The following is a 23,865-nucleotide window of genomic DNA, read 5'->3' on the forward strand; positions in this document are numbered from 1 at the left end:
CCTCCCTTGTACGGGGCGTTTTTCGCCCTTCATGGAGGGAGCTTAGGCGTCGCCCAAGACCGTCGCAACGACGGATATGATCCATATCAGAAGGTTAGGTATGAATAGCTTAATATGCTGTTATATATATCTTATTTTCTAGTACTTTGGCCAGCACCTAGAGCGGGGCGCGATCACTTTAGGTTACTCTCGCGCAGCTCATTCAGACGGTCGGCCCACCAAGCCATCATCCGAACCCACCGTCCCCGATGCTCGCCGCGCACATAGGCACGCCGGACGCCGTTTTCCTGCACATGCGCAAGCTGCCGTTCGATGGCGTCCGGGTGCCAATAGCCACGCTCATTGAGCATGCAACTGGCGCTCGGTCGGAATCCGTGCGAGTTGGCGCCAATGAGCTCGAACGCTTCGCCACGGCCGGCGGTCAGCGCGATATCCTCGACCGCCCTGACCTTGCCATAGGGTCATCTCTTCCTTGGTGAAGCCCAAACGCCGCAGCGCTGCATTCAGCGTATTTTCCGACATGGGACGCGGACCGAGCGGAGCGAGGGAAAGACAAAGGTGCCATGGCCGGTGAGCTGCTGCACGTCCTTGAGAATAGCAACCGCCTGCTTAGGCAACGGCACCTGATGGGGACGGCGCATCTTCATTCGCGCTTCCAGAACCGTCCACGCGCCCTCAGCCAGATTGAACTCGGACCAGTGAGCCGCTCTCAACTCACCGAGCCGAGGGAACAGTAGTGCCAAGAGCTTCAAGCAGCTGTCGCCGTGGCCTGCCCCTCGAAGCCATCGATTGCCCGCAAGAGCGCCCGGAAGGCCTTTGGCTCGGTCAAGGCGGCCCGGGATTTTGTCCGCGGCGCGGTCAGGGCACCGCGCAACGCGAAGGTTGGGCCAGTATCGGCACGCGCGGTGGCAACAGCATAGCGGAACACGCTGCCGAGCGTGGAGCGCAGCCTGCGCGCGCTTTCATACCATCCGCGCACTTCGACGCGCCGTAAGGTCTCAAAAATTTCGGGAGCCGTGATCTCGCGGGTTGGACGCTGGCAGATTGCAGTGTCCAAGAATACCCAAATACGAACGTGGCGTGGAATGACCGACGGCCACCTTATCGATCTAAATTACTCAAAATCAGATACTTACATAGATATCTGGCGGAGACGGAGGGATTCGAACCCTCGATAGGGCTTTACAACCCTATAACGGTTTAGCAAACCGCCGCCTTCAGCCTCTCGGCCACGTCTCCGGCGGCTGTTTCTTTGCAGATTCAGCGGTTGAGGTCAATTCCCCCACCCCTCTTTAGGTGACATACGCACAGCTCGCCGACATAAAAAGTGGCACATCCGTTCTCCATGCGTTCGCGAAGTCCGCGCCGGGGTGCCTTGGCTGCTTGCATGTCCATAAACCCGTGGCCCATAGCAGCGCGGCCTCCGGGGGCCCTAACTTAATGATCCGGGCGGCGTCTGGCAGGGTCTGGAAGGGCCTCTCGCCGCACTGGATGCAACACCAATCCTTGGGCGTCAGACTTCAGAGACGGGGGGTGCTGCGATCGTTGCCGACAGGGTCGAAAGTTCTGCGCCCTGGCTGCGCCAGCCGCCAATGCTTGGCGTGCTCCTCACAAGCCCCTCCTCCCGTGATGATTGTCTCGTCCACGCTTGACGCAACCTTCAGTCAGGCGCCTCCTGACAACAGGTCTCCAGACCAGACAAGGGAGGTTCTGATGGAGGCAAGGCAGGACAGTTCAACTCAACAGGTATCGCGTGAGATCGACGGCACTAAGCTGCAGGCATTCGTCGACAAGATGCTGGGTGACGTCGGCGCCGCCATGACCGGTTCGCTGGTCATGCTCGGGGACGAACTCGGACTCTATCGTGCGATGGCGGAGGCCGGGCCGGTCAACGCCTATGAGCTGGCGAAGCTTACCGCAACCAACACACGGATGGTACAGGAGTGGCTCGCGGCGCAGGCCGCCGCCGGCTATGTGAATTTCGATCCGGCCGCCGGGACCTATGTGCTCGACCCCGAACAGGCAATGGTGTTTGCCGACGAGGACGGGCCGGCCTTTCTGGCGAGCGCCTACGACATCGTCGCGGCCGGGTATCGCGACGAGCCCCGCGTGCGGGAGGCCTTCAAGACCGGGCGTGGACTTGGCTGGCATGAACATCACATGTGCCTGTTCCGCGGCACGGAGCGCTTCTTCAAGACGGGATACAAGGCCCATCTCGTCTCGGAATGGCTGCCAAGCCTCGACGGCGTCCGGGCGCGGCTTGAAGCCGGAGCGCGCGTCGCCGACGTCGGCTGCGGCCATGGCGCCTCGACCTTGATCATGGCCGAGGCCTTCCCGAAATCGCATTTCTTCGGTTTCGACTATCATATGCCGTCCATTCTGGCCGCGCGGGAGGCCGCGGCCGAGGCCGGGATGGCGGACCGTGTGCACTTCGAACGCGCCACGGCGAAGGATTTTACGGGCGGGCCCTATGATCTTGTCTGCTTCTTCGATTGCCTGCATGACATGGGAGACCCGGCCGGCGCGGCCGCCCATGTCAGGAAAGAGCTCAAGCGCGACGGCGTCTGGATGGTCGTGGAGCCGCAGGCCGGCGACAGCATCGCCGATAATCTGAACCCAGTGGGGCGGATTTTCTATGCGGCCTCGACCATGGTGTGCACGCCAGCATCCATGGCGCAGGAAGTTGGGCTCGCGCTCGGCGCGCAAGCCGGCCGGAAGCGCTTGGGCGAGGTGATGAAGGAGGGTGGCTTCAACCATGTGAAAGTGGCCGTGGAAACGCCATTCAACATGATCTTCGACGCGCGCCAGTAGCGTCCTTCGAGACCGGGGTAAACAAGGCTCAGATAAGCAAGTCGGGGAGGAGGTTCGCCCCCCTCCCCGGTTAGAACATCGCCGGGCGCTGCACGCGTCGCGGCACATATGATGAAGCGATCGTGCCTGCTCAGACGCTGCCGATCAGGCCGCCGTCCACTCGCATCACGGTGCCGGTGATGTAGGACGCGCGGTCGCTTGCGAGGAAGGCGACGGCATCTGCATATTCCTCCGGGTTGCCGTAGCGCCCCGCCGGTATGGTGCCGACGCTTTCGGCCGCGACCGCGTCAACCGAACGGTTCTCGCGCTTTGCCTTGGCCTCGTCGAGGAAGCGGATGCGGTCTGTCGCGATGCGGCCAGGGACTATGATGTTCGTCGTGATACCGTCCTTCGCCACTTCCCGGGCCAGCGTCTTCGACCAGCCGACGAGCGAGAGCCTGAGCGCATTGGACAGGCCGAGGTTGGGAATCGGCGCGACGACACCCGAAGACGTGCTGGTGACGATGCGTCCCCATTTGACGGCGCGCATGCCTGGGACAACCCGGTCCGCCACACCGATCACAGACACCACCATCATGTCGAAGAACTTGCGCCAGGCATCGGCGCTCTGTCCTGACACCAGCGTCGGCGGCGGGCCACCGGTGTAGCTCACCAGGATCTGCACCGGGCCGAACGCCTTCTCCACCTCCGTGACATGGGCGTCGATGGCGGCGATATCCGCGAGATCCCACACGATGCCATGCGCCCTGCCGCCAACGGCTTCCACAGCCTCGCAGGAAGCCTTCACGGCGGCGGGATCGATATCCGCGATCGCCACCAGGGCTCCCTCACGCGCCAGCGCTATCGCGCTCGCGCGGCCGAGGCCACCGCCCCCGCCCAAAACGAGCGCCGGGCGCCCCTTAATACCGAGATCCATGCAATGCTCCTCTGGCTCAGGCGACAGCCGCGCGCTTGTCCTTGGCGGCGAGACGCGCCAGCAGATATTCGACCTCGGACTTGGCCGTGGCGGACATGCCGCCGGCGGGAGCGCGTTGCGCATCTGACGCGATGAGGCCACGGCGTGCCATCAGATATTTGCGGATCGCCAGGCCGACGCCTGGCTGCTGCTCATAGCGCAGAAGCGGCAGATGCGCGTCGAAGAGATCGTGCGCCGCATCACGTTCCCCGGCCGCTGTCAGGCGCACGAGATCGGCCAGCATATCCGGGAAAGCATAGCCGGTCATGGCGCCGTCGGCCCCGCGCTCGGTCTCGAAATCGAGGAACAGGCCGCCGTTGCCGCAGAGGATGGAGACGTGACGCAGGGAGCCCTCCGCCTCCCACTTCCGCAGCGTCGAGATTTTCTCCAGGCCCGGCCAATCCTCGTGCTTCAGCATCACGCAGGAGGGATTGTCCGTGATGATCCGGCGGATGACGCCCGGCGTCATGACCACCGTGAAGGTCAGCGGAAAGTCCTGGATGCAGAACGGGATGTCCGAGCCGATCGCCTCGACGGCCTGGCTGTAGTAAGTGACGATCTGATCGTCCGTACGCAGCGTGTTGGGAGGGGCGATCATGACACCGGCCGCGCCCGCGTCCATCGCCGCGAGGCTCAGCCTGCGCATGGCCGCGAAGCCCGGCGCGGAAACGCCGACGATTACCGGCAACTGGGGCGCGCGCTTGATAAAGCGCTTGGCGACGTCGATCGCCTCCGCGCCATCGAGCTTGGGTGCCTCGCCCATCACGCCCAGCACGGTCATGCCCGTGCTGCCGCATTCCAGGTAGAAATCCGTCAGCTTGTCGATCGAGTTGAAATCGATCGCCCCCTCGGGGCTGAACGGGGTCGGGGCGATGGGGAAGAGCCCCTTTGCGGATGCCTCGAGTTTCATGGCCGATGTCTCCTTCTCTATCTTGCTCGATACACAACCCCAGCGATCGGAGGAACCGCAGGACTTCCGTATTCAAATGACGGATTTTCCGTCATATCTGTGATCTCCTGACGCGTGGCGGCCTGAACACGGGACGACAATGAACATTCGCTTTCTCCGCACCTTCTGCGTTGTCGCGGACAAAGGGTCGCTGGCGGCGGCGGCGCGCCATCTGGGGCTGGCCAATGCCTCCGTGGCCGAGCAGATCCGCGCCCTTGAGAAAACCCTGGACGCGACTTTGACGGTGCGCCGTGGCCAGGGCATCGCTTTGACAGAAGCCGGCCAAGCCGTGCTCGGCAGCGCGCGTCAGATCGTTGCCCAGGCCGACGACCTCCATCAGGTCGCACAAGCGGGGTCGCTGCGTGGCCGGTTGCGCGTCGGGGCGATCTCCACTGCCCTGATATCGCTCATGCCGCGTGCCCTGCAGCGTCTGGCCGACGAGCATCCTGACATCGAAATGAAGGTGGTGCCAGGCACATCAGCGGGACTTCTCACGATGCTCGACTATGGCGAGATCGACTGCGCCCTGGCGGTGCGCCCGCCCTTCAAGCTGCCGAAGACGCTCTCATGGCAGAGTGTGCGCAACGAACCGCTCGTGTTCGTCGGACCGCCGAGCGACCCCGGTCTGAGCATTGCCGCCCGCCTGCGTGGCGCGCCTTTCATCCGCATGGATCGCAACGCCTGGACCGGCCAGATCGTCAGCCGGTTCCTGGCGGATCGGAAACTCGAATTGCGGGAACTCTTCGAGCTCGACGCGCCGGAGACCATCGTCATCCTGGCGGCGGAGGGTCTCGGCGTCTCCTTGCTGCCCGACTGGGGCATCGTACCGCCGGTCGGCCGTGCGCTTGATATCGGCCCCGTCGACGATGGCCGCTACGGACGGGAGGTCGGCATCATCGGGCACCGCGGTCCGGCCGAAGCGCTCATCGATGCGTTTGGCGCGTTGCTGCGTGAGCCCGAGCCCACAATGCCGTGAGGGCCCCGCCCCGTGAAGCCCCTGGATGCTGCCCCTGCCGTCTTCTCCCCGCGACAAAAAAAATGGCGACCGCGCTGTGCAGGGCCGCCGGAAGTCAGGGAGAAACGGAAGGATCAGAGCTTCGCAACCCCCGAGCCGCCGACGCGGCGGCCACTGTCATGGGCGAAGAGCGAGAAGTCGCTGAGGTCGCATGTAACTGTCACGGCGTCTCCGAGGCCAAGATCGGTGTAGCCTGGAAGCGCAGCCATGACCTTGTCACCGTGGCGGCCTTCGTCGTCGTGGGCTGTCTGCACGCCATCAAGCGCAACTGACACGAGTGACTCGGCACCGATATGCTCGATGAGGGCGACCCGCCCGGTCAGGGACGCGCCGTTGGCCGGCCCGGCGCCGGCCTGCAGCTTCAACGTTCCAGGGCGCACGCCCAACCAGACCTTGATCCCGTTCCCGGCGGGCAGCTCCGCGCTATCCGGCACGGGCAGAAGCGCCGAACCGATCCGGATCGCGCGACCCTCGCTCGTGCCGTCTATCAGGTTCATCGGCGGGGTGCCGATGAAGCGGGCGACGTACGTATTCGCCGGGCGCTCATAGATCTCACGCGGTGTGCCGAATTGCTGCAACTTACCATCGCGCAGGAGGGCAATGCGTGTGCCCATGGTCATCGCCTCGATCTGATCGTGCGTGACATAGACAAAATTGCCGCCGACATCGCGATGCAGCTGCGTGATCTCGGCGCGCATGGCGGTGCGCAACTTGGCATCGAGGTTAGACAACGGCTCATCCATGAGGAAGGCCGACGGCTGGCGCACCATCGCGCGCCCCAACGCCACGCGCTGTCTCTGCCCACCGGAGAGCGTGCGTGGATAGCGATCGAGCATCTTCGTCAAGGCCAGCATGTCGGCCGTACGCTCGACCTTCTCGCGCACCTCCGGTGAGTTCTCAATGCGGCGCTTGAAGTATCCGCCGACGACCGGCAGGTGATACCACCAGCGGAATTGCCGCATGATCAGCGGAAAGGCGATGTTCCGGCGCACCGTCATATGCGGATAGAGCGCGTAGGACTGGAAGACGAAGGCCATGTCGCGTTCGCTCGGCGGCAATTCATCGACGCGACGCCCGCCAAGATGGATACTGCCGCCGCTGACTGTCTCGAGCCCCGCGATCATGCGAAGGATCGTTGATTTTCCGCAGCCGGAAGGCCCCAGCAAGACAAGGAATTCGTTGTCGCCGACATCGATATCGACACCATCGATCACCTTTACATCCTGGAAGGATTTGGTGATGTTGTTCAACTTAAGCGACATGCGCGTCCCCTTGGAGAATACTGTCCGTTCGTGATTTTCACGGCGTCTATCAACCCTTGACACCGCCCGACGTCATGCCGGCGACCACGTAGCGCTGGACGAAGAGATAGAAGACAACGGCGGGAACCGTGTAAATGAAGCCGACCGCCATCACCGTGTGAACCGGCGTGCTGAGCTCGCCTATGAAGCTCGCCAGGCCGACGGATGCGGTACGCCACTGGTCGTCGCTGATGAAAGTCTGCGCGAAGACATATTCGTTCCAGCCATGGAAGAAGGCGATGACGGCAGCTGCGGCCAGAGTTGGCGCGATCAGGGGTACGACGACGGCAAGCACGATCCCGATGCGCGAACAGCCGTCGATACGGGCCGCCTCCTCGATCTCGTAGGGAACCGCGTCGATCGCGCCCTTCAGGATCCAGGTGACGACCGGAACCGTGAAGGCGGCATTGGCCAGGATCAACCCGAGCAAGGTGTTGAGCAGCGAGAGCTTCGTGAAGATGTCGTAGAGCGGCACCACCAGCATCGCTTCCGGCAGCATCTGCGTCAGAAACAGCGCGAAGCCGAACAGGAGCTTGCCCTTGAAATCCATGCGCGAGAGCGCATAGGCCGGCAGGATGGCGAGCACGATGCTGAGCGCCGTTGTGCCCACAGCCACGATGATGCTGTTGAACAGCCAGTGCCTCAGTGATGTGCCGCTCCAGGCTTCGATATAGGTCGGCAGTTGCGCCAGAGAGGGCAGCAGCTGGGGCCGATCGGCGAAGAGCTGATCGGACGGCGTCAGCGAGGTGACGAACATCCAATACAGCGGGAAGACAGCGACACCCAGAACAGCAAGGACAGCCGCGGCATGAAAGGGATGGAAACGCGCCATGCTGGAGCTCACCGCTTGCCGGTCGCAGCTTCAGTGCGCTGCGAAACCCAGAAATAGACGACGGTCACGAGAACCGCGATGACGAGGCCGATCACGCCGACCGCCGCAGCCTTGCCGAGATCGAGATAGACGAAGGCGCGCCGGTAGAGATCGATGACGAGCGTATTGGTCTCACCGAGGGGGCCGCCTTGCGTCATCAGCCAGATCACGTCGAAACGCCGGAGCGACCAGACCGTGATAAGGAGCGTCAGCAGGGTCACCGTGGGACGGATCGTCGGCCAGACGACCGCCTTGAAAACGCTGAAGCGATCCGCGCCATCGATGACGGCCGCTTCGCGCAATTCCGATGGAACACCCTGAAGCGCGGCGAGGATAACGACCGCCGAGAAGGGAAAGATCTGCCAGAGCGTGGTGATCAGGATCGCCGGCAGGGCCATCGACGGCTCGTCCAGCCAGTTCACGCCCCCCGAGGCGAAACCGAAGAACTGCGCCAGCCGGCTGAAGAGGCCGTATTGCGCATTGTACATCCAGGTGAAGATCAGCGCGGCCGCCACGGGCGGTGCGGCCCATGGGACCGTGACCAGCGCGCGAGCCAGGCCGCGCCCGCGGAATGGGCGATCAAGCAGAAGCGCCGCCATAAGACCGAGGAAAATGGATCCCACAACGCAGATGACGGTGTAGACGACCGTTACCCGCAAGGACTGGCCGAATTCCGGATCCGTCAGCAATTCCCGGTAGTTGTCAGCCCCGACGAAGGTGCTGCTGCCGGGATTGAGCAACGAGGTCGAGGTCACGCTCAGGAAGAATTGCTGCAGGAGCGGGTAGAACTGGAACGCCAGCAAATACAGCGTGACCGGCGCGATGAAGACCATCGGCAGCCATCGGCTCGGGTCCGTTTTGCGGGCGGCAATCGCCGCGTCGTGCGAGGGCGGTCTGGTCATGGCGCAAATCCGGGTACGGGATGGTGAGAGGCGGCAGCGCTCAACGCGCCGCCGCCATCCAGAACAATTGCAATCGGTGATGAACCGTGGCGGTCCTCTTTGTTCAAGAGGGCCGACGTCGAGGCACCGGGGGTTACTGGCCGAGCACGCGGGTTTGCACGAGGCGCTGCGCCTCATCCATCGCCACCTGCGGAGCAACACCGCCCTGCAGAACCTTGAGAAGCTGCTGCACGACGATCTGCTGGATCTCGGGCGACTTGACCTCGAGGCCCTGCGGCAGAGCCGGAACGCTATAAGGCGTCTGCTCGTCATAGGCCTTCAGCCAAGGCATCTCCTTGAGCTCCTCGGGCGTGCGCTCGACGATCGTGGCGACGTTGACCGCTCCGAGCAGGGTCTGCAGCTCCTGCTGGTTCTTGGGCTCCAGCATCCACCGCAGGAACTTCGCCGCTGCGTCTTTCACCTTTGTGTTGGCATTGATGGTGATGGGCGCGAGGATCATGCCCTGCTGCCGATGCGGGAAGGGAGAGTGGGCCGCGCTGATGGGATGCGCCTTGCCCTGGGATGTCAGGATCGTCGCGACGCCGCCGTTGTCGACAACGGTTGCGATCTTGCCTTCCCAGAACATGCGGCGATAGGTGGCGGCATCCGTGCCCTTGGGCGTGATACCGGCATCGTAGACCTGCTTGTAGGCGGCGATGCCCGCGACGACCTCGGGGCTGTTGAAGGTCGGCGTGCCATCGGGCTTCGACCAGCGGCCACCGAAACCGTAGACGAAGTTGGTGACGTCATACCAGACACCGCCGCGCTCGGCCATGGTGGCGCGATAGGCAAAACCGTAATTGCCATCCTTGGTCGCGGCCTTGGCGGCGGCGAGGAACTCGTCAAAAGTCTTGGGCGGCTTGCCGTCCGGAAGCAGCGCCGCATTATAGATCATCGCGTAATTCGCGGTATCGAAGGCGACGCCATAGCGCTTTCCGTTGATCTTCAGATAGCTGTCGGCGCTGGTGAACTTATAGTCGGCGTCGTTGATGACGCCATCCCATGGGAGCACGGAATTGGAGGCGGCCGCCGCATAGAACTCAGGCAGGTCGAAACGGATGAGATCCGGGCCGCCCTTGCCGCCGAGCTGGGTGAAGATCGTGGAGGCAAAGGACGAGAAAGGAATGGTGACCGGTTTGACTTCGATGTCCGGGTTCGCCGCGTTGAACTTTTCGACCCAAGCTTTCAGCCTGTCGCCCCGCCCCACTTCAGCGAAATGCGAAGCGGCAAAAGTGACCACGGTCTTTCCCGACTGAGCATAGGCTCCCGTCGCAGCAAAAAGCATCGTCCCTGCGACTGCTGTCGCGAAGGACCCAGACAATATTTTGCGCATTTTCATCGACGTCATCTCCCGAGATGTTCTTCTAGTGGCGATATCTTATGGTCAAGGTGAAATGTTATTGTTCTGATTGTCCCCCATACGGCGGAAATACATCCTACCTGCGCCGGAAGACCGGCTGGCGCTTCTCCTTGAAGGCAGCCCGCCCCTCGGCGGCATCCTCAGTGGCGAAGCAGATGGTCTGGAGATCGCGTTCATAGGCGATGGCCTGCGTGATCGGCAACGCATGAGCGGCCGCCAGATTCATCTTCGCGGTCTCTGCCGCAACCGGCGCCCGGCTGGCGATGATCCCAGCGAGCTCCTGGGCGCGTGCCAGCAATGCGTCCTGCGGCACGACTTCGCTGACGAGCCCCCAGGCGAGCGCCCTCGCCGCGTCGATCGGATCCCCCGTCAGGATCATCATGGCCGCGTTGGAAGAGCCGATGCTATGCGAAAGAAAGGCAGCGACCCCGCCGCCGCCGATCCACCCGAGCTTGATCTCCGGCGCGCCGAATTGCGCGTTGTCGGAAGCGATGCGAATATCGCAACTCATGGCAGTCTCGAGTCCGCCGCCGAAGGCATAGCCGTTCACCGCGGCGATCGACGGCTTACGCAAATTGCGGATGGCGTCGCAATAGTCCTCGCGATTACGGAAGTTCCAGGCGGTGTCGTAACGGTCGAGTTCGCGGATGTCCGAGCCGCAGGAGAACGACTTCGGACCAGCGCCCGTCAGCACGACGCAGCGAATGGCGTCGTCGTCATTGCAGCGCTTGACGGCGGCAACCAGGGCCGAAGCCATTTCGGGCGTCACCGCATTGAGCTTCGCCGGGCGGTTCAGGGTGATCGTGGCAACGAAGCCGTCGATCGTGAAGCCGATTTCTTCTGTCATCGTTCAATCCTGCAAAGTCTATCGCTCGCCGCCCGTCCGGCGGCTGTGAGCATATCGATCCTGGAGACGGGCAAGGACGTCTCGATGCGAACTGCGCATGGCAAGGGCCTGGCGCAGCATCTCCGAAGCGTCCGTCTGGAAGGCGATATAGCCGTCATGGCGCGGGCGGACATAGGCCGCCTCCAGCGTCTCGGCCGTATTGGCGTAGAACTCGCCCCAACGGCCATTCACGCCGTCATCATGCCAGGCATCGCGCCGGCTAGGCTGGCCATCGTGATGGGGAATGAAGCCGCGCTGAGCCTCGGCACCCAACAGCCAGCGCAAATGATCGAGCAACTGCGGAGTGATTTCGCAGCGCCGCGACAAGCCGATCCCGGTGCCGCCCAGGGTCGAGCCCGGACGACCGCCCACCTCCGCACGCGGGGCATTGGCAAAGGTGATCGGCCTGCCCTGCCCTTCCGCAGGCGCGGCATAGTTGACGTAGCCATAGACGAGCGGGCACAGCACGACATCCTCGTGACGTGCCATATGCTCAAGAATGCCGATCGGGTTCTTCGCGCGTGTCCCCTCCGGCATCCGGCCATCGAGTTCGGCCATGATGGCGAGCACGTCGAGGCCGACCGCCTCGGATATCAGGACGTCCGCGTTCGTGACGGCGGGTGGCTCCCCGAGCGCCGCCCCAATCGAGAGGAAACTGAGGCAGGCGTGCGGACCGGCGAGCGAGAGTGCGACCGGCTTGCGCAGGGAGAGATCGAGCACGTTCTGCCAGGTTTGGGGAACGTCTTGGTCGAGGAGATCAGCGCGCAACGCCATCACCTGGGTGGCGGCATCGAGCGGCAGCGCCCAATGCACACCGCCGAAACGGTAGCTGGCCAGGCTCGGGCCGATGCTGTCGCGCCCCCAGGCGGCAACCTCATCAGCCGTGAACACCTCCTCCAGCGGGCGCAGGCATCCCCGCGTCACCGCCTCACCGACATGCGGATGATCCATCACCACGAGGTCATAACGTGCGCAGAGATCCTCGATGGGATGCTCCTCGAAGCCCTCCAGCGGCTGCTTGTCCCAGTCGATGGCGAGGCCGTCTCTGGCCTCGTCGAGCCCGGCTGCCGCCGCAGCAAGTGCGTTGTAGCCGCGGGGGTGATCCCATGTGAGGGCGCGGTAGCGCATCACGCGGTCTCCGCCTCGCCGACGACGCCGGAGGCCACGAGTTCATTGATCTTCTCAGGCGCATAGCCCGCTTCCGCGAGAACCTCGCGGGTATGTTCACCAGCAAGCGGCGCGCCACGTTCGACGCTGGACGGGGTCTTGGAGAACTTGATGGGGAAGCCCGGCGTGGTGACCCGGCCCTCGGTCGGGTGATCATAGGTGACGAAGGTCCCGTTATGGGCGATCTGGGGGTCCTTCAGCAAATCCTCGTAGCCATAGACCGGCCCGCACCAGATGTCGTTGGCGCGGAAGAGCTCCAGCCACTCGGCGCTGGTTCGCTCCGTCAGCTTCGCGCGGGTCTTGGCAAAGATCTCATCGCGCCGCGCCCAACTGTCGACCTCATCATTCATATCCAGGAACGCTGGCTCGCCGATCAACTCGCCAAGCCGCTTCAGGGGCGGGAAGGCAAGGATGATGAAGCCGTCGCTCGTCGCGAAGGCGCCATAGGGCGAACGGATATAGACATGGGCATGCGGCTCGCTGGAACGCTTCTGGGGCTTGCCGGCGACCGTATAGACGGACAGCTCCTGCATCTGCAGGGTCGTGATGGCGTCCAGCATATTGACCTGGACGAGCTGTCCCTCCCCCGTGCGTTCGCGATGGAGAAGCGCCGCGAGCACACCCTCGAAGGCCGTGTAGGCCGTGACGGCGTCAACGAGATACTGGCCGGCAGGCGTCGGCGCCTCGCCGTCCCGCCCGGCCGACAGCATAGCCCCGGAAAGCCCCTGGAGGATGAGGTCCTGGCCAGGATGGTTGATATAAGGCCCGCTCTCGCCATAGCCGGACATCGAGACATAGACGAGGCCCGGATTGATCGCCGAGAGGGTTTCGTAATCGACACCCAGACGCTTGGCGACACCGGGACGGTAATTCTGCAGAAAAACATCCGCCGTCTTGACGAGATCGAGCAGCAGCGCCTTGCCCGCCGGATCCTTCAGGTTCACCGACAATGAGCGCTTGTTGCGGTTCAGCGACAGAAACGAAACATTGATGCGATTGCCGCCGGCGCCACCGGCGGAGACATGGCGCTGCCACTCGCCAGCAACCGGCTCCACCTTGACCACATCCGCCCCGAGATCGCCAAGACGTTGCGCCGCGAGAGGCCCTGCCATGGCGATCGAACAATCAAGAACGCGGTAGCCGCTGAGTACGTTACGCTTGCTTGTCATAACCTGATCTATCCTGTGGTGCAGTCGAGGGCAGCGGTTGCCGCACAGGCACCCGCCGCGATCATGGATGCGCCCGCGCTCCACGGCCGCGAGGGCGCCGCGAAGACCCGCACGAGCAGCCGAAAGCACGCGGCATCCATACTGAGCCGGTCGCCGTCGTGGGCCGCGGGCATTTCAAGTCGTTGACCGGAGCGATCTCTTTTGAACCGGATCACTCCTCCGGGCCCGGCGGCGATACAGCCCCGGGTCCCGCCGTCAGTTCGCCGCGATGAAGTTGCGGTTCCAGGTCGGACTAATGAGCACTTCGTTGACGCAAACCCGCGGAGGCATCTCGGCCACCACGCGGATCATCTGCCCCACGTCGTCCGGCCGCAGAAGCCGTTCCAGTTCCTCCGGCAGGGGCGGCACAGGGCGCTTCATGATGAGGTCCGTCGCGACCTCGCCAGGCATGATGACGCTGGAGCGAATGCCGTTGCCGCACTCTTCCATGTTGAGGGAATGGCTGAGCGTCACCACCGCCTGCTTGGCCGAATTGTATCCGGGACCGCCGAGAAGGACCGGATGCCGGCCGACCCACGACGAGACGATGATCACGAGCCCGTCGCGCCGCGCCCGCATTCCCGGGAGCACGGATTGGATGGCATGCATCGTTCCGTTCAGATTGACATCGATCAGCGTTTTCCAGGTCGCCGGATCGAGCGACGCGAAGCTGCGATTAGGCACATTGACGCCGGCACTGGCAACAAGGATGTCGATACCGCCGCGCTCGGCGATAATTCTGTCGGCAACGCCGCGAACACTGGCCTCATCGGCGACATCGACGACGGCGGCGGCAGCCGCACCACCAGCGGCGACGATGCCATCGACCACGGTCGCGAGGGCTTCCTCACGCCGACCGGAAATGACGACATACGCGCCAGCGGCGGCAAGCGCCCGGGCACCGGCCGCACCGATGCCACTTCCGCCTCCTGTGATCCAGGCAATCTTGCCCGTCAGCCCACCCATAGCCAGCGCTTCCGTTCCCATTGCGATGCGACTAGCCCTTATCGGGCGCCAAATGCGCAATCGCTTGTTACCGCTAACGTTAGCGTTAACACAATCAGCAAAAAGAATGCAAGCCGACTCGCGAAAAATATATTAGCGCTAACGTCGTCGGTCCCGCCGATGCTACGAGAGGTAACGTGGGATAGGAAAAAGCTGGCTTGCGGAAGAGATGGGCTGCGAGAAGCAGGACTGACATCGGCATGGGCGATTGCCATTCGTGCCAGGATCATTGAGGAGAAACTGTCGCCCCATGCCGAGGGACACCGTGCCAAAGAAAACAAGATCTCCGCGCCGCCGCTCCGCCACCTCGGCTGTGACGATGGCGGACGTCGCGGCGGCCGCGGGGGTGTCGACCCAGACGGTGTCCCGTGCGCTCCGCGATTCGTCGAGCGTCAGTGACGAGACGCTGCAGCGGATCCAGGAAGCGGTCCGCAACACGCATTACGTGCAGAACTTCGCGGCGAGTCATCTGGCATCCAACCGCAGCATGACGGTCGCGGCGATCATTCCGGCCATATCCACGTCGATCTTTGCCGAAACGATCCAGGGCCTGTCGGATGTGCTCTTGCCTGAAGGCTACCAAGTCTTCCTTGGCCACACCGACTATGTCGCCCAGCGGGAGGAAGACCTCATCCGCAGCCTGAGCGGCCGGCGCCCGGACGGGTTCTTCATTATTGGCACGCACCACACGCGCGACGCGACCCATATTCTCAAGCGCGCTGGCGTGCCGGTCGTTGAGAGTTGGGGCCTGACATCTCGCCCGGTCGACCTCGTGGTGGGTTTCTCCAACCATGCGGCGATGAAAACGGTGGTGAACCACCTTGCGGATCGAGGCTACCAGCGTCTCACTTTCGCGGGTGTCATGAAGCCCGGCGACCATCGCGCCAAGGACCGCCTCAAGGGCTTTCTCGACGCCCATGGGGAGCGCTTTCCAGGCGTGGAACCACAGGTGACGACTGCCACCAGCAATTCGATGATCATGGCGACGGGCGCGGAGCTACTTGACCTCGTCCGGTCCAATTATCCAAAAACGGATGCCATCGTCTTCACCAGCGACGTCCTCGCCTCAGGCGCGGTGCTGCGTTGCAACGATCTCGGCGTCCAGGTGCCCCAAGACCTCGCGATCACGGGCTTCGGCAATTATGATATCGCCGGGCATCTCCGGCCGAGCTTGACCACGGTGGCTATCGCGAGCCGCAGGATCGGCATGCTTTCGGCCGAACTGCTGCTCGCAAGGATGCAAGACAAGCCGATCACGGAGCGTGTGGTCGATATCGGCTTTCAATTGCTTGTCCGCGATAGTTCGTGACAGTAGCTCGGTGGAGACGTATTGGCGATCGCCCGTCCTAGGCCAGATGAAGATCGTGGTACTCGGCGCTCTGCGTGAAGCCGACCAGCAGGGTCGCGCGATCGATGGCGCCGTCTTCAAGGGCCTCCAGCCAGAAGGCATAGCCATCGACATCCGGAGCACGATCGAAATAGGTGTTGTAGAGCAACTCGACGAAACCGCCGTCGCTGACCTCGCCGTGCTCTGACTGGAATTCGGCGCTCGCCAGGAAGGTGGCTGCGACGTCATCGAGCTGCAGGCCGGACTCGATGCCGACCCTCCAGAAATCAAGGCCCGGCGCATCGGGCAGGCGATCAAGGATAGCGTAGAGCGGTGCGACAGCGGCCGCCACGACATCCGTTCCGGAAACGGCCCCGATGATGGAACCGCCCTTGCCATCGCCCGTGACCGTGAAGATCGGCGCGTCGAGCGGCTCGCCGATCTTGATCGCCGCGACAGCCTCGCCATTGCTGGAGACGAAGATTTCTCCAGAGTTCTGCCCATAGGAGACCTCGATCCCCGCCGTCGCGAGATCGTTGAAACCGAGCGTATCGCCAAAGGTGAAATCGGTGAAGGTGATGCCGTTCATCTGGGCCGTGAGCCCCTGGACGAGATCGTCACCCGGACCGCCGGTGATGCTGTCAAGGCCGCCATTCGGGCGGATGTCGTCGTCATGGATCGTGCCTTGCAGCGTCTCTGTCAGATCCGTCGCGGCGATGAGATAGCGCGCATCCTCGGCAAGCCTAAAAATGGTGATACCGGTGGCGAGGGTGCCTGGCGCGTAATCCGCATAATGCTCGCCGATGGCCTCAAAACCCGGAGCATGGGAATCATTGTCATAGACGAGAATCTGGCCATCAGACCCGACGCCCTTGATCACGGTGGTCGTGTGGCCGCCGCCGGCGGGCCACGCCATGCGGACGATGTCCCCCGGCTTCACAAGCGTCGACCAGTCGAGGACCGGCTCTCCCTCATCACCGCGATAGACCACGCGCCAGAAGCCGCCGTCGGCGTTGTCGCTCGGATCCAGGTTATAGGCGTTATCCGGCAGGGCCGCGCCGACCGAGGCAGCGATTGCCTTGCCGATATTGAAGCAATCATTAGTGTTCGGGATGTTGAAATAGACTTTGGCATAGGCCTTCGCCATCGCGACGATATCATCGGGTGTCGGTGCGCGCCCCGAGATCGGCGGAGGTATCAGGTCCGGATTGACGACGATCGGCTTATAACTGGCGTATTCAATCGCGTTGCCGTTGTCGTCGTAGGCGATCGGCACGAGAATGGTGGCATTCGCACCGATGACGTTGCCGGCTTTCAGCTCCACCGACGACAGCTGATCCGCCGTGACCCTGGTGAGGTTGGCGTCGCCCGACCCGATCGAGGTGCCGTTCACCAGCCACTCGTTCATGCTCGGATTTTTTGGATCCCAGAACGAAAAGCGGTCTTCGACCCATGCTTCCTGACCGGTGTAGTAGATATAGAATTCCTTGTAGCCGCTGAAGTCACTGCCGAAGGCCTGGGTCAGCGCGTCTTCCAGGGTGATCGTCTCGCCGGGCGTGAGGCGCAGCGCGATCGGCAACGTGGGGAAAAGGTCAGGCGCGGCGATTTCCGGCGGCACGACTGTCGACGGGACATAGCCCTCGATCAGCGTGCCGCCGCCTGTGAGCGGGGCGAGTTCGAACTTGCCCGGCCCCGACACGCCCGAGAACGTCATCTCGCCGACGACGACGCCATTCTCCTCGACCTGCAGGATGCCCGTCGTGGAATCGAAATGGAATTCGTTGGCCGTCAATTCGGGAAGATCGATCTTGTTGCCGCTGGAGAAAGCCGCGATCACGGCTTTGAAGCTCGCGAGATCCTGGACAACAAGGGTTCCGTTGTCCTTGAACACGATCTCCTGGGTGGCTGGAACCGCACCGTTGATCGTAACGACCGCGCCATTACCGATGGCAATGCGGCCGGTCCCTTCGATCACCAGGTCCTCGCCAAGAACAAGACGGCCCGCGCCGACCGCCGAAAGCAACTTGTTGTTGACGAAAGTCCCTTCACCAATGATCGAGATCCCCGCGACCTCACCGCTGGTGACGATGCCCGTGCTCGTGAAGCTCGCGCCACCGGCGATATTGACCGTCAATATGCCGCCCTTCGCGTAAGGCGAAAGAGCACCCGCCAATGATACGTCGCCATTGACCTCGAGCCGGGCGAAAGCCGTCTCGCCATAGTTCATGATGACGGTGCCGGCGGCGAAAATGGTCGAATCCGCGGTCAATATCGCGGGAGAACTCCCGTCGGTGGAGCCGAGGACGATGGTCATGTCCTCAAGCGTGATGGCACCGACCTCAGGATTTCCACTCGCAATGACGACCGTGTCACCGGGTTGCGGCAGACCGTTCTCACCGGTCCCCTCAGCCTTCCAGTTCGACTGATCGGACCAGTTACCCGCACCGCCGTTCCAGACCCAGGTCGCCATTGCACTCCCCCTCGGATGCCGCGATCGCCGACCGCTCGGCACAGCCCGCTGCAGGCTTGTCAACTATGAATTTCACCAGTCAATAATACAAGAGATTCGCGATTGAAACCGAACTACTTGAGTAAAAAAGGCCCGGCGTCATGGTTCACGATTAGGCTGATCTCTGCCGTGAGGGGCTTCTACTCGCGCTGACGTCGCGGGGATGATGACTTCGGACCGCAGGCTCATAAGCGTCGGGCTGGCGGAGCATGTTCTTGCTGACAAGCTGGACGCTCGCAAGAACATGCTCCGTATAGACCAGCAAAAAGGAGCTCAGTTGGCCGCGAAGCAGTAGAACAACCCGGCCCCGCCTGTCGTCTTCAAGGCATCCTGGCTGCAGCCACGCGAGGGATGAGAAGAATTCCACGACTTGGCCGGAGGTTCCTCGTTGAGCCCCATGCGATCGTGATGCCCGACCATCGCCGCGCCATCGGCACCGCTCTTTGTCCAGTTGCCGCAGGTCATGTCGTTGCCGGCCGAGAACGCCGTTCCATCCGGCTGGGAGCCCGTGAGCACATCGTGGATGTTGGGCGTGTCGCCGCGTCCGTTGACGACCGTGCCCTTTTCCGTCAGCGCGGTCTGCTTCGTGAGATTGTTGGCGCTGCCGTGAAGGTCCGCGACATCCTTGGCAATGACGACACCCTTGACGTTCTGCCACGGCCCCCGGCCAATGCGATCACGGGCATTGACCGCTGTCGCGCCATCCAGAGCCTGCGCTGAGAGATAGGCCCGCCAGGTCTTAGATCCGGCCCCCACGGCCTGAGCGAGGGTCTGGCAGAGGCGGTCCGCGCCTTCGAGACCACCGAGATTAGCGCCTTGGCCGGGCCCCGCGCTCGTCACGAAAAATGTCATGTCCGCCTGCTGCGCTTGCGCGGCGGCGCCGAATGCGCCGATCAACAGCCCGCAAGCCAGCGCCGATGCCTTTAACATACTCATCCCGACCTCCCTAGTAGCGCTCAACGTCTTCGACCAAGATGCGCAGGTCGATTTAAAGGAGAGAACGCTTATCCGAGTCTCATCACATTTTCTTGTAGGGAGATGCAGCCGAAAAACGCGCCGCCGGCCTCAACTTTGCTTTGCGGCGCGAGATGCAAGACCGGCGTATCTCCCGCCGGGAAGCTGACCAGCCTGGCAGAGCCGTTTGCCTTTCGTAGCCCTCAGCCGGATTTCAGCGTCGGATCGAGGCGGTCGCGCACCCAATCTCCGAGGATCGAAATGGACATCGTGGTTAGAAAGATTGCCATGCCGGGCAGGATTGCGATCCACCAGGCGGTCATGAGATAGGCGCGGCCGGCGCCAAGCATCTGGCCAAGGCTCGTCAACGGTGGACGGATCCCAAGCCCAAGGAAGCTGAGCGACGTCTCGAGCAGGATGACCTGCGGAAAGTTCAAGGTGAACTGAACGATCAGCACGCTCAGGATGTTGGGCAGGATGTGCCTCGCATAGACATGCCAGGCGGGCGCGCCGAGCGCCACGACAGCCATGGCATAGCCCTGGGTATTGGCCGCGATGACGACGCCGCGGGTGAGACGCGCGAAGACCTCCCAGCCATAGAACCCCATGATGACGATGAACAGCGTGAAGCTGCCGCCGAACAGAGCGATCAGCGCCAGCGCGATCAGCATGAAAGGCAAAGAGGCTTGCACGTCGGCCATCATCATGATGGCCTCCTCCACCCAACCGCGGAAATGGGCGGCCAGAAAGCCGAGCAGCGTGCCGATGAAGGCGCCGATCATCGTGCCGCCCAGCGCGACCAGCACGCTGAAGCGGATGGCATAAATAAGCCGGCTCAGGACATCGCGTCCAAGCTCGTCGGTCCCAAGCACATGCGCCCAGGTGCCACCAAGAAAGACGGGCGGCTTCAGGCGGTTGATCAGGGATTGGGTCCGATAGTCGTAGGGCGCGAGGATGTCTGCGAACAGGAAGACGATGAAGATCAGCGCCACGAAGACCAGCGAGGCGACGACCAGAGCGGGGTAGCGCGCCTCGGCCTTGACCGGAGCGGTGTCAGTCCGACGGGTTGGCCAGAACAATGCCATCTCGACCCTCCCCGCTCAGTTCTCGGCCCGCGCCGCGCGCATGCGGGGGTCGATCAAGGTGTAGATGACATCGACGGCAAGGTTGGCCAGGATCATGGTGATCGACACCATGATCAGAATGGCCTGGACCAGCGCGAAGTCACGGGACGTCACAGCATTGACGAGGAGGCGCCCGACGCCGGGAACGGCGAATACGGTCTCCACGATGATCGAACCCGCGACGAGATCGCCGAGCTTCAGACCGACGATCGTGATGATGGGGATCGCTGCATTGGGCAGCGCATGCCACAGCACGCGACGCGGGCGCGGCACGCCCTTGGCACGCGCGGCGGTCACATATTGCTTGTTGAGCACCTCCAGCATCGCCGAACGCGTGAAGCGCGCGAAGGTGCCGGCAAAATGGGTGCCGAGCGTGACAGCCGGCAGGATCAGGTGCCAGATCGTGGCATCCCCGGAGCTCGGCAAGAGCCGCCAATGGAGCGAGAACAGGAGAATGAGCAGAATGCCGAGAAAGAAGTTGGGCAGGCTGAAGCCGAGCACGGCGAAGCTCATCACAAAGCGGTCGATCGGCCGGTTGCGGTTGAGCGCCGCGACGATGCCGAGACCGACGCCGAGCACGAGCCCGAGGGAAAAGGCGAGCAGGCCTAGCCGCAACGTATGCGGCAGTGCCGTCGCGATAAGCTCCACCGCCGGCTGCTGGTCAGACAGCGACAGGCCGAAATCCCCCTGTGCGATGCTTGCGAGATAGGACAAATACTGCTGCCAGAGCGGCCGATCGAGGCCGAACTTCTCGCGATAATGGGCGATGACCTCGGGCGAAGCCTGATCGCCGACAAGCGCATCGATCGGATCCCCTGAGAGGTTCAAGGCGATGAATGTGAATGTCACGATGATCCAGACGGTCAGGATGCCACGGACAACTTTCGTGAGAAAATGGCGGCCGAGCATCATGCCGCTCCGGCTGCGGTTTGCCCGCTCAGCAGCGTCGGATCGTTGACGAGCACAGCCGCAGGCGCGCGGGCGACGATGCCCGCGAGGTCGGCCGCGCCGATATCGCCCGCGTCGCGGCCGGTGCGGGCGCCCCCCGCGGTCACCCACACCGGCCGCTGCGCGAGGAGGCACCTGGCCTCGTCGCCCCCCAAATCTGCCTCCCAGACCCGAAAGGCACGCGCCCCTGCCCGCGCGAAGGCTTCGGCATCCGCGCCTTCGGGCAGAAAGGCGAGGATATTGACGTCTGGCAGAAGACGGCTCGCCTCGGCCGCCTGGCGGTGATCACGCACACCAATCCAGATGCGCTCGCGGACGCCAGCCCGTTCCACCGTTGCCGCGATGGCATCGATGATCGCGAGATCCTGGGTCTTCACATCGATCAGCGCCGGCCGGTACGGGCAGATAGTTGCCAGCGCCGCGGCAAGGGTCGTCAGCGCGCCGCGTGGCAAAGGCATAGCGAGCAACGTATCACTGGGGAGGTCGGCCACCGCATCAGCGCGGCCCGCCAGACGCGCCAATGTGGGATCATGGCAGGCGACAACGACGCCGTCGGCGGCAAGACGCGCATCCGTCTCGATGATGTCGGCCCCGGCCGCAATGGCCGCGCGATAGGCCTCAAGCGTGTTTTCGGGGTAACGGGCGGAATAGCCACGATGCGCGATGGCGAGCGGCCGGGTCATGATACGGTCCTGAAATCTTCGGCGAAATGGCAACGCACCCGCCGGTCCTCGACTGCACGCAACTCCGGCTTCTCCGCGGAGCAGCGCGGCCGCGCATAGGGACAGCGGGTATGGAAATGGCAGCCGGACGGCGGATTGGCCGGTGAGGGCGGATCACCCACGAGCCGCGCCCTTGGCTCACCCTTGACCGCTGACAGGTCCGGAATGGCCGCGAGAAGCGCCATCGTGTAGGGATGCAGCGGTTGTCGATAGAGCGGATCGGTTTCGCCTTCCTCGACGATCTGGCCGAGATACATCACCGCGACCCGATGCGAGAGCTTCTTCACCACCCTGAGGTCATGGGAGATGAAGAGATAGGCGATATCGAAACGTTCCTGCAGTTCCTGGAGGAGATCGGTGACGGTTGCCTGCACGGACACATCGAGTGCCGAGACCGGCTCGTCACAGACGATCAGGCTCGGCCGCATGGCCAGCGCGCGGGCGATCACGACGCGCTGTGCCTGCCCGCCGCTGATCTGATGGGGGTAACGATCGGCTAATTCGATCGGCAGCGCCACCGCCGCCATGAGCCGCGCCACCTCTTCGTCGCGCCCCGACCGCTCGCCGATATCATGAAGATCGAGCGGCTCGCGGATCTGCCGGGCGATGGGCAGGCGCGGATCAAGCGCCGATTGCGGGTTCTGGAAGATCATCTGCACGTCACGCCGCTGGCTCTGCCAGTCCTTCGGGGTCAGCCGCGTCAGGTCACGCCCCTTGAACGTGATGGCGCCGCCGCTCGGCTTCTCGAGCCCGACGATCATGCGCCCCGTCGTGGACTTGCCGCAGCCGGATTCCCCGACGAGACCGAGGGTCTCGCCGATGCGCAACGTCAACGATACATCCTCGACGGCGCGGATCGTACGCTCGCGCCGCAGCAGCGACCGCCGCCCACCGAAATGGCGGCGCAGATGTGTGACCGCGAGCAATGTATCCGAGGCGTTAGCCGCTTGCGTATCGCTCATCTTCCGCTCCGCTGGCGATAGACCGGCGCGGCGACATCGAGGCGCGGCATGGCGGCGAGAAGCGTCTGCGTATAGGGCGCTTCCGGCGCCCCGAGCACGCGCGCCGCCGGCCCACTCTCGACCACACAGCCGTGGCGCATGACCACCACGGTATCGGCCATTTCAGCGACGACACCGAGGTCATGCGTGATGAACAGGATCGCCATGCCGAGTTCAGCCTTGAGGCGGTTCAGGAGATCCAGGATCTGCGCCTGGATGGTGACGTCGAGGGCCGTCGTCGGCTCGTCGGCGATGAGCAGTTGCGGCTCACAGGCGAGCGCCATGGCGATCATGATGCGCTGCGCCATGCCACCGGAAAACTGGTGGACATAGGACGCAAGCCTCTGCTCAGGCTCCGGAATCCCGACCATAGCCAGGAGTTCCAGTGCCCGCTTCTGGCGCTGGGGCTCGCTGAGATCGGTGTGCAGCCGCAATGTCTCGCGCAACTGCGCCCCGACAGTATGCAGGGGGTTGAGTGATCCCAGCGGGTCCTGGAAGACCATGCCGATGCCGCGTCCGCGAATGCGCTCAAGGGTCGCCTCGTCAGCGGCCGCGAGATCCCTCCCCCCGAACAGGATGCGTCCGCCGGTCAGGCGGCCATTGCGCGGCAGGAGGCCCAGAATGGCCTGGCAGGTGACGCTCTTGCCGCTGCCGCTTTCGCCAACGACGCAGGTGGTCCGACCTTGCTCCACACGGAAGGACACCGCATGGAGAACGTCGGCATAGCCCCGCGTCGTGCGAAAGCCGACGGTGACATCCTCGACGGCGAGGAGCGGGCCGCCATCCTCACGCGGCCCTTCCATGGTCATGC

General features: G+C 63.4%; 23 protein-coding genes and 1 tRNA gene. 3 read left to right on the top strand and 21 right to left on the bottom strand.

Translation table 11 applies throughout. The features are described 5' to 3' along the window. Window positions 1–173 precede the first annotated feature (173 nt). The 4 genes from KIO74_RS31635 to KIO74_RS07695 all read right to left on the bottom strand — a co-directional run bounded on the left by KIO74_RS31635 (window position 174) and on the right by KIO74_RS07695 (window position 1,239). A complete protein-coding gene (locus KIO74_RS31635) occupies window positions 174–350 on the bottom strand; it encodes a hypothetical protein (RefSeq protein ID WP_249730896.1) in 177 nt (58 codons plus the stop codon). 153 nt (window positions 351–503) lie between these two features. Then, window positions 504–752: a tyrosine-type recombinase/integrase gene (locus KIO74_RS31640; protein ID WP_349629158.1), complete on the bottom strand. Its 249-nt coding sequence runs from the start codon at window positions 750–752 to the stop codon at window positions 504–506. Next, entirely contained in the window at window positions 749–1,057 is a 309-nt protein-coding gene (locus KIO74_RS31645; RefSeq protein ID WP_249730897.1) for a phage integrase central domain-containing protein, read from the bottom strand. Before KIO74_RS31645 ends, KIO74_RS31640 begins: the two co-directional genes overlap by 4 nt. 88 nt (window positions 1,058–1,145) lie before the next feature. Next, window positions 1,146–1,239: transfer RNA gene (locus KIO74_RS07695), tRNA-Ser, on the bottom strand. A 474-nt stretch (window positions 1,240–1,713) separates the two neighbouring features. Here KIO74_RS07695 and KIO74_RS07700 point away from each other — a divergent pair. Continuing rightward, entirely contained in the window at window positions 1,714–2,811 is a 1,098-nt protein-coding gene (locus tag KIO74_RS07700; protein ID WP_213331453.1) for a class I SAM-dependent methyltransferase, read from the top strand. A 130-nt stretch (window positions 2,812–2,941) separates the two neighbouring features. Here KIO74_RS07700 and KIO74_RS07705 read toward each other — a convergent pair whose 3' ends face one another. Then, the gene (locus tag KIO74_RS07705) at window positions 2,942–3,727 is read right to left on the bottom strand and encodes an SDR family oxidoreductase (RefSeq protein WP_213331454.1); all 786 of its coding nucleotides are present in this window, start codon (window positions 3,725–3,727) and stop codon (window positions 2,942–2,944) included. Between the two features lie 16 nt (window positions 3,728–3,743). After that, on the bottom strand, window positions 3,744–4,676 hold the full coding sequence (locus KIO74_RS07710) for a dihydrodipicolinate synthase family protein (RefSeq protein WP_213331455.1): 933 nt from the start codon (window positions 4,674–4,676) through the stop codon (window positions 3,744–3,746). A gap of 139 nt (window positions 4,677–4,815) precedes the next feature. On the opposite strand from KIO74_RS07710, the gene KIO74_RS07715 reads away from it, so the two are divergent. Next, a complete protein-coding gene (locus KIO74_RS07715; protein WP_213331456.1) occupies window positions 4,816–5,691 on the top strand; it encodes a LysR substrate-binding domain-containing protein in 876 nt (291 codons plus the stop codon). A gap of 113 nt (window positions 5,692–5,804) precedes the next feature. Here KIO74_RS07715 and KIO74_RS07720 read toward each other — a convergent pair whose 3' ends face one another. From KIO74_RS07720 to KIO74_RS07755, 8 genes are all read right to left on the bottom strand, one after another. Then, a complete protein-coding gene (locus tag KIO74_RS07720) occupies window positions 5,805–6,992 on the bottom strand; it encodes an ABC transporter ATP-binding protein (RefSeq protein ID WP_213331457.1) in 1,188 nt (395 codons plus the stop codon). A gap of 49 nt (window positions 6,993–7,041) precedes the next feature. Continuing rightward, window positions 7,042–7,863: a carbohydrate ABC transporter permease gene (locus KIO74_RS07725; protein ID WP_213331458.1), complete on the bottom strand. Its 822-nt coding sequence runs from the start codon at window positions 7,861–7,863 to the stop codon at window positions 7,042–7,044. Window positions 7,864–7,871: 8 nt separating this feature from the next. Next, entirely contained in the window at window positions 7,872–8,804 is a 933-nt protein-coding gene (locus tag KIO74_RS07730; RefSeq protein WP_213331459.1) for a carbohydrate ABC transporter permease, read from the bottom strand. Between the two features lie 133 nt (window positions 8,805–8,937). Next, window positions 8,938–10,182: an ABC transporter substrate-binding protein gene (locus tag KIO74_RS07735; RefSeq protein ID WP_249730898.1), complete on the bottom strand. Its 1,245-nt coding sequence runs from the start codon at window positions 10,180–10,182 to the stop codon at window positions 8,938–8,940. 97 nt (window positions 10,183–10,279) lie between these two features. Continuing rightward, a complete protein-coding gene (locus tag KIO74_RS07740) occupies window positions 10,280–11,050 on the bottom strand; it encodes an enoyl-CoA hydratase/isomerase family protein (protein ID WP_213331461.1) in 771 nt (256 codons plus the stop codon). An 18-nt stretch (window positions 11,051–11,068) separates the two neighbouring features. Beyond that, window positions 11,069–12,217 (bottom strand): extracellular solute-binding protein, encoded by a 1,149-nt coding sequence (locus KIO74_RS07745; RefSeq protein ID WP_249730899.1) that lies wholly within the window; start codon window positions 12,215–12,217, stop codon window positions 11,069–11,071. After that, on the bottom strand, window positions 12,217–13,425 hold the full coding sequence (locus tag KIO74_RS07750; protein ID WP_213331463.1) for a CaiB/BaiF CoA transferase family protein: 1,209 nt from the start codon (window positions 13,423–13,425) through the stop codon (window positions 12,217–12,219). Before KIO74_RS07750 ends, KIO74_RS07745 begins: the two co-directional genes overlap by 1 nt. A 255-nt stretch (window positions 13,426–13,680) precedes the next feature. Continuing rightward, complete coding sequence (locus KIO74_RS07755; RefSeq protein ID WP_213331464.1) at window positions 13,681–14,430, bottom strand: SDR family oxidoreductase; 750 nt, start codon at window positions 14,428–14,430, stop codon at window positions 13,681–13,683. A gap of 358 nt (window positions 14,431–14,788) precedes the next feature. On the opposite strand from KIO74_RS07755, the gene KIO74_RS07760 reads away from it, so the two are divergent. Then, a complete protein-coding gene (locus tag KIO74_RS07760; protein WP_249730900.1) occupies window positions 14,789–15,778 on the top strand; it encodes a LacI family DNA-binding transcriptional regulator in 990 nt (329 codons plus the stop codon). A 37-nt stretch (window positions 15,779–15,815) separates the two neighbouring features. Here the strand turns inward: KIO74_RS07760 and KIO74_RS07765 are convergent, their stop codons facing one another. The 7 genes from KIO74_RS07765 to KIO74_RS07795 all read right to left on the bottom strand — a co-directional run bounded on the left by KIO74_RS07765 (window position 15,816) and on the right by KIO74_RS07795 (window position 23,863). After that, entirely contained in the window at window positions 15,816–18,266 is a 2,451-nt protein-coding gene (locus KIO74_RS07765) for a DUF4214 domain-containing protein (protein ID WP_213331466.1), read from the bottom strand. A 312-nt stretch (window positions 18,267–18,578) separates the two neighbouring features. Continuing rightward, window positions 18,579–19,235, bottom strand: a complete 657-nt coding sequence (locus tag KIO74_RS07770) for a hypothetical protein (RefSeq protein ID WP_502762105.1) — start codon at window positions 19,233–19,235, stop codon at window positions 18,579–18,581. Window positions 19,236–19,462: 227 nt separating this feature from the next. Further along, on the bottom strand, window positions 19,463–20,344 hold the full coding sequence (locus KIO74_RS07775) for an ABC transporter permease (protein WP_213331468.1): 882 nt from the start codon (window positions 20,342–20,344) through the stop codon (window positions 19,463–19,465). Between the two features lie 15 nt (window positions 20,345–20,359). Then, window positions 20,360–21,295, bottom strand: a complete 936-nt coding sequence (locus tag KIO74_RS07780) for an ABC transporter permease (protein ID WP_349629159.1) — start codon at window positions 21,293–21,295, stop codon at window positions 20,360–20,362. Further along, window positions 21,292–22,014, bottom strand: a complete 723-nt coding sequence (locus KIO74_RS07785; protein ID WP_213331469.1) for a glycerophosphodiester phosphodiesterase — start codon at window positions 22,012–22,014, stop codon at window positions 21,292–21,294. Before KIO74_RS07785 ends, KIO74_RS07780 begins: the two co-directional genes overlap by 4 nt. Beyond that, window positions 22,011–23,015 carry an ABC transporter ATP-binding protein gene (locus tag KIO74_RS07790; RefSeq protein WP_213331470.1) on the bottom strand — a complete coding sequence of 335 codons (1,005 nt, stop codon included), beginning with the start codon at window positions 23,013–23,015 and terminating at the stop codon, window positions 22,011–22,013. Before KIO74_RS07790 ends, KIO74_RS07785 begins: the two co-directional genes overlap by 4 nt. Continuing rightward, window positions 23,012–23,863: an ATP-binding cassette domain-containing protein gene (locus tag KIO74_RS07795; protein WP_249730901.1), complete on the bottom strand. Its 852-nt coding sequence runs from the start codon at window positions 23,861–23,863 to the stop codon at window positions 23,012–23,014. Before KIO74_RS07795 ends, KIO74_RS07790 begins: the two co-directional genes overlap by 4 nt. Window positions 23,864–23,865 lie beyond the last annotated feature (2 nt).

The organism is Chelatococcus sp. HY11 (assembly GCF_018398335.1).
In the GTDB taxonomy this organism is placed as follows: domain Bacteria; phylum Pseudomonadota; class Alphaproteobacteria; order Rhizobiales; family Beijerinckiaceae; genus Chelatococcus.